Raw genomic sequence first — 6,616 nt, forward strand, 5'->3', positions numbered from 1 at the left:
CATTTTAAGTTTCCTCCTAATTATATATTATCTAAGCTAAGTAATACGAGGCTAACCGTAAAACTGAGCTTAAATTCTTTTGTTATTATAGCATAAAATATCTCTCTTGTAAAGTAGATATAGATATTTTTACTCCTCTATCTCTACATTTCCCACTTCTGAAATATCCTCTACCTTTTCTACCTCTTCACTTTCAGCTGGAATAGGCTCTCCCTTCATTATAGCTTCAAACTCCTCTCTATTTAGGTGCTCTCTAGCTAATAGAGCTTTTGCCACAGCATCTAGTTTATCATAGTACTTAGTGATAGTTTCAAGAGTTTCTTTATACATTGTTTGCACAATTTTAAATATCTCTTCATCTACCTCTTTACCAGTTACATCACTGTAATATTTTTGTTGGAAGTAATCTCCCTCTTTAGTATTATCAAGTAAGATTGGTCCAAACTTCTCATTCATACCAAATCTTGTAACAATAGCATGAGCTATTGCTGTAGCTCTTTCGATATCGTTACTTGCTCCAGTAGTTATATCTCCAAATACTATTTGCTCCGCTGCTCTTCCACCATAAAGTATTCTCATCTCATCTAAAAACTCATTTTTAGACTTATAGCTTCTGTCCTCTTCTGGTAAAGCCATTGTATATCCACCAGCCATACCTCTTGGAACTATAGATATCTTATGAACAGGGTCTGTATTAGGTAGAGCATAGTGCATTATAGCATGTCCAGCCTCGTGATAAGCTGTTATTCTTCTCTCTTTTTCTATAACTTTTTTAGATTTTCTCTCTGGTCCTATACTTACCTTTTCAGAAGCCTCTTCTAAGTCCTCCATAGTAATCTCTTCTCTATTATCTCTAGCTGCTAATATTGCTGCCTCATTTAATAGGTTTGCTAAATCAGCTCCAACAAATCCAGGAGTTTTCTTTGCAATAACTCTTAAATCAACATCTTTAGCTAACTTTTTACCTCTTACATGAACCTTTAAAATAGCCTCTCTACCATCAATATCTGGGCTATCTACGAAAACTTGTCTATCAAATCTTCCTGGTCTCATCAATGCTCTATCTAGAATTTCTGGTCTGTTTGTTGCTGCTAAAACTATTATTGTCTCGTCAGTTCCAAATCCGTCCATCTCTACAAGAAGTTGGTTAAGAGTTTGCTCTCTCTCATCATTTCCTCCCCCTTGTCCAGAACCTCTTTTTCTACCTACAGCGTCTATCTCATCTATAAAGATTATACATGGAGCATTTTTTCTAGCCTTACTAAATAGGTCTCTAACTCTTGAAGCTCCTACCCCTACGAACATCTCTACGAATTCAGAACCTGACATACTGAAGAATGGAACTTTTGCCTCCCCAGCTACAGCCTTTGCAAGTAAAGTTTTACCTGTTCCAGGTGCCCCTAATAGAAGTACCCCTTTAGGTATTCTTGCTCCTATATTCTTAAATTTCTCAGGCTCTCTTAAGAATTTTACAACCTCTTCTAATTCCACTTTTGCCTCTGTAATTCCAGCAACATCTGCAAAAGTTACCTTAGATACATCTTCTCCATTCTCCTTTGCCTTAGATTTTCCTACATTGAAAATTTGTGGTCCTCCACCATTTCCTTTTCCCATCTTGTTCATCATAAATATCCATACCCCAATTAGTAGTAACATTGGGAACCAAGATATTAATATATTTAGAAGTAATGGCACCTGTTGAGGTGCTACAGATTTTATAGTTGCTCCATTTTCCTCAATGATATCAACTAATTTAGCATCTCCACCTAGTCTATCAGTTATCATTCTAGCACTGTATACTTCCTTCTCATCAGCTGTATAACCGTAAACATACCCTTCTTTTTCATCTACTTTTTTAATTTTTCCATCTTTTACAGATTGAACAAATTCACTGTATGATATCTCACTGCTCGGTGTTTTTCCTGTTCCAGATAACATTGATGGTAAAGACATTACTAAAGTAATTATGAAAAGTAACATGATGAAACCTTTAAAGTTAAATTTTCCACCTAATTGTTTAAACTTGCTCTCCTCTTCCTTATCCTCTTTATCATCTTTTTTCTGAGACATTCCCTCTTTAAGCTTATTTCTTAGCTCCTCTTTTCTCTCTTTTACCTCATCTTCGAACTCTTTTTTTCTCTCTTCATCAACTTTTGGTTCTTCAGATTTTTTCTCTTCCTCTTTCTCTTCAGTAGGCTTTTCTTTTTCCTTCTCTTCTATTTTTTGATTTTCGTTTTCATCAAATAAATCCTTGTTGTTCAATTATCTTGTCCTCCTCACACTTAATTTTATACATTTGTCCATCAAACTACTATATTTTTCATTTCCTCTAATACCAGCTATCCAGACAATGTCATTGTTATAGACTACAAGAGGAATATAATCCCTCTTCTCTTTACCTATTTTTTCATTTATAAAGATATCCTTTAGCTTTTTTTCCCCCTTCATACCTGTTGGAGTTATCTTATCCCCATCTTTTCTCCCTCTTACCATAAGAGTATCTCCTACTTTGAGATTAGTATAGAAACAATTTCTATTTTGCTCTTTTCTCTCTGTAAACTCTGCTATTATCTCATACTCTCCATACTCTACTCTACCAGGTATCTCAAATCTAATCTCTTGAATCTCATCTTTTAAAACATTTTTTTTCTCTACTTTTAATATATTATACTCTTTTTTTAATATATACTCACTATCAAGTGATATCTCTTGAGTTCCACCCTTTTCCAATATACTTTCAATAAGAGAGATTTTCTTTCTATTTACTTCTAATCCGTATTTATAAAGATAGTTGCTTAAAATTTTACCCCTTATACTCTTAGGAAAACTTGAAATTTCATCTATTTTTATCTCACTTTGATTAGCAAAGCTCTCTATCTCCTTTTCAATAAAAAGATTATTATCTCTAATCTCCTCTATAAGTGAGAAAATCTTATCTTTAAATTTAGGATTATATCTATTTTCAATAAAAGGAATTAAGTCTAGTCTTATACTATTTCTAGTAAACTCATTTTCTAAGTTTGTACTATCTATACAGTAAGCTATACTGTTACTATCTAGGTACTCCACTATATCACTCTTGTATATCTCAGAGATTGGACGAATATATCTATCTCTTTTAGAAGCTATTCCCTCTAGTCCAGAAAGCCCTGTTCCCCTTGTCAATCTAAAGAGAAAAGTCTCTATCTGGTCATCTTTATTGTGGGCTAAAGCTATCTTATTGCTGTTAGTTTTCTCCAATACTTCATTGTAGAAACTGTATCTCCCTTCACGACCAGCCTCTTCCAATGATAGTCCCTTCTCTTTACCAAGAGAGGTAATATCTATCTTTCTTGCAAAGACCTCCAATCCTCTACTTTTTCCATACTCTATAGAAAAATCCTCATCTCTTTGTGCCTCTTCACCTCTTAACAGATGATTTATATGCACTAAGACAATATTAAAATCCAATTTTTCCCTTAATTTTAGAAGCATCTCCACTAAGAAAACAGAATCTGGACCTCCAGAAAAACCAACTACTATTCTATCTCCACTCTCTATTAGAGCTTCTTTTTTATTCTTATTTACTATCTTTTCAAATAATCTCATAAAATCACTCTTTTCATAAAATTATAACATAAATCAAGGTATTTTTCCAAAGAATTTTATATATTTTTTACTTTGTTACTATACTAATTTTTTTATCACTTTACTACTTCTATCTCTATAGTCAAAGAACACATATATATCCTCAAATTCCTTAGTAAAAATATTGTAACTAAATCTCTCTAGCTCACTATTTTTATGTCCCTCTCTAATACTCTTATAGTTTCTCTCTCTAATAAGCTCATCATAAAGCTCTCCATCTTTTTCACTCTTAAACCACTCTGGATAAAATCCAGTTTTCCCTAACATTAGATAATCATATTTTAAATACTCTACAAATATCTCTCTATCTTTTAATCCCTTATCTAAATAGAACTCATATAAAAGTGTAAAAAGAGTACTCTCTTTATGGCTTACTTTTAAATATCCTCTCTTGTCAAAATACTCTGCCACATCTTCATAAAAAGAGAAAGCACTCTCATAGTGATTCTCTATTATCCATTGTACACTCTCTGGGAATTTCTCTGAATTATAATAAAAATCCAAAACTTTTTCAAGATTTTTTAATTTTACCATCTCAGCAAAGCTTATAAACTCATTTGAGAATACCTCATATGGTGGCTTAGAAAAATACTTATATCCATATTTCTCTCTCTCATCATACATCTTTGTTCCCTTTAAAAGCTTTAAAAATCCAAGTTGTATCATCTCTGGTTTTAATCTATGAACATAATCAAAAGATTCTCTAAACTTATCATAAGTTTCATATGGTAATCCAGCTATTAAATCTAAGTGTAGATGTATATTTCTACTTATTCTTCTAATATTATATTCTAACTTCTCTAATTTATTTATTCTTCCAATACTTTTCATAGCCTGAGCATCTATTGTTTGTACCCCTATTTCAAATTGGAAGTATCCCTTTGGCACTGTCTCTAAAAAATCCAATGTCTCATCATCAAAGATATTGGCATTTATCTCAAAGTGAAAAGTTATCCCCTCTCTATAGTTTTCCAATAAAAATCTCCATATTGCCATATACTTCTCTTTACTCAAGTTAAAAGTTCTATCAACAAATTTTAAAAGCTTTATTGGAGAGTCTATAAATCTCTTTAAGTCCTCCTTTGTTCTATCTAGGGAATAATATCTAACACTCTTATCAATAGAGGACATACAGTAGGAACAATTAAATGGACACCCTCTTGAAGACTCATAATAAAATATCTTTGTTCTATCTTGTAACTCCTCATCATCATATGGGAATGGAATTATATCAAGATTTTCTATTAAAGGCTCTATCCCATTGTATTTTAGCCTCTCTCCCTCTCTATACACAACTCCCTTTACCTCTGATATATCCTTTGTAAAGAAATTAAGTAAAACCTTTTCTCCCTCTCCTGTAAATATATAATCTATCTCTTGATTTTCTGCCATAATCTTATCCCATTCATAAGATACCTCTGGTCCTCCTAAAGCTATCTTTACATCTGGAAGTATCTTCTTCAATTCCTTAGTTATTGAAAATACATACTCTTTGTTCCAAATATATGTTGAAAAGATTATTATATCTGGTTGTTTTTCAAATAGGTCCTTTATAATATTCATCAACTGATTATTTATATTAGTTTCATATATATCTAATTTTATATCACTATTTTTTTCTACATACTTCTTTAAATATCTTACAGCCACATTTAAGTGTACATATTGACTATTTATTGCAGTTAAAACAATTTTTTTCATTATCTACTCCTCAACTATCTCTTTCTAATTTTATCTCTTATTATCCTTTTGAAATTTTAGATGCTCCCTATATGTTCTACTAAAATAATGACTTCCATCTCCCTTTGCTACAAAGAATAGATAATCTGTATCAGCTGGATTGTAAGCTGCCTCTACAGAATCTACAGCTGGATTACATATCGGTGCTGGTGGTAACCCCTTATATTTATAAGTATTATATGGTGAGTCTACCTTTAAATCTTTATAATAAATCCTCTTTTTGCTATAATCAAATACAAAGTTTACTGTTGCATCTGAAGATAGTGTCATTCCCTTTTTCATTCTATTGTAGAATACAGATGCCATTATTGGTTTTTCACTCTTTACCATAGCTTCCCTCTCTAGTATAGAAGCCATTATCAATTTTTGATAAAACTCATCTTTATTTGAATATTTTTCAACTGGGAATCTCTTTAAAAACTCCTTTAACATCGTCTCTACTAAGATTTTCTCATCATAGCTCTCAGGTAAGAAATATGTTTCTGGATATAGATACCCTTCAAAATTTCCATCTGGTGTAGGATATGGAAACCACTTACTTGCTTCATTTAATTCTGTATAAAATTCGTCTTTTTGTATCTGTCCAACTTTTTCTAAATGCTCCACAATCTGCCTTATACTAAAACCTTCTGGTATTGTAATCTTTACCATTCTTCCCTTACCAGATTCTAGTATATCTATTATCTCCTTTAGTGAATAATTTCCTTCAATATGATATTGTCCAGCTTTTATTCTTTTTCCTCCATCTCTAAATCTTAGATAGATTTTAAATACTAAACTATCTGACTTAGAAAGTGGAGCTAAAGATTTCATAAGAGGTTGATTTTTTTCAATTGTAAGGGTTGTATTATACTCCTCTTTTCCTTCAATTTGAAAATATAGGTACCCTCCTAACACTATTGATAATAAAACTACTATACCAACTATACTTAAATAGATTTTTTTCATTCTCTTCTCCTATCTCACTCTTGTAATTTTTTTACTCAGTTATTATATCATAATATTTAATATTCTTAAAATAAAAAAAACTAAAATTTTTTCATTTTTTTCTTGACTTATTTTCATTATTGTGATAATATAATTTCTGTGATGAGCGATGCGGGAATAGCTCAGTTGGTAGAGCGTCAGCCTTCCAAGCTGAATGTCGCGAGTTCGACCCTCGTTTCCCGCTCCATTTCATCTGGGGATATAGCTCAGTTTGGGAGAGCGACGCACTTGCACTGCGTAGGTCAGCGGTTCGATCCCGCTT

4 protein-coding genes and 1 tRNA gene are annotated in these 6,616 nt (G+C 32.1%); 1 reads left to right on the forward strand and 4 read right to left on the reverse strand.

Annotated features, from left to right (window positions below):
• Positions 1 to 129 precede the first annotated feature (129 nt).
• From ftsH to mltG, 4 genes are all read right to left on the reverse strand, one after another.
• Entirely contained in the window at positions 130 to 2,262 is a 2,133-nt protein-coding gene (gene ftsH / locus IAA47_03460; GenBank protein ID MBU3842032.1) for an ATP-dependent zinc metalloprotease FtsH, read from the reverse strand.
• Positions 2,263 to 3,588: a tRNA lysidine(34) synthetase TilS gene (gene tilS / locus IAA47_03465; GenBank protein ID MBU3842033.1), complete on the reverse strand. Its 1,326-nt coding sequence runs from the start codon at positions 3,586 to 3,588 to the stop codon at positions 2,263 to 2,265.
• 78 nt (positions 3,589 to 3,666) lie between these two features.
• Entirely contained in the window at positions 3,667 to 5,328 is a 1,662-nt protein-coding gene (locus IAA47_03470) for a B12-binding domain-containing radical SAM protein (GenBank protein ID MBU3842034.1), read from the reverse strand.
• 30 nt (positions 5,329 to 5,358) lie between these two features.
• Entirely contained in the window at positions 5,359 to 6,315 is a 957-nt protein-coding gene (gene mltG / locus IAA47_03475; protein MBU3842035.1) for an endolytic transglycosylase MltG, read from the reverse strand.
• Positions 6,316 to 6,465: 150 nt separating this feature from the next.
• Here mltG and IAA47_03480 point away from each other — a divergent pair.
• A tRNA-Gly gene (locus IAA47_03480) sits at positions 6,466 to 6,541 on the forward strand.
• Positions 6,542 to 6,616 lie beyond the last annotated feature (75 nt).

Origin of the sequence: Candidatus Fusobacterium pullicola (assembly GCA_018883725.1) — a bacterium.
In the GTDB taxonomy this organism is placed as follows: domain Bacteria; phylum Fusobacteriota; class Fusobacteriia; order Fusobacteriales; family Fusobacteriaceae; genus Fusobacterium_A; species Fusobacterium_A pullicola.

Bases quoted from the DNA above. Each gene is read 5' to 3' on its own strand.
- mltG (MBU3842035.1), bottom strand. From the start codon at position 6,315: ATGAAAAAAATCTATTTAAGTATAGTTGGTATAGTAGTTTTATTATCA.
- IAA47_03470 (MBU3842034.1), bottom strand. From the start codon at position 5,328: ATGAAAAAAATTGTTTTAACTGCAATAAATAGTCAATATGTACACTTA.
- tilS (MBU3842033.1), bottom strand. From the start codon at position 3,588: ATGAGATTATTTGAAAAGATAGTAAATAAGAATAAAAAAGAAGCTCTA.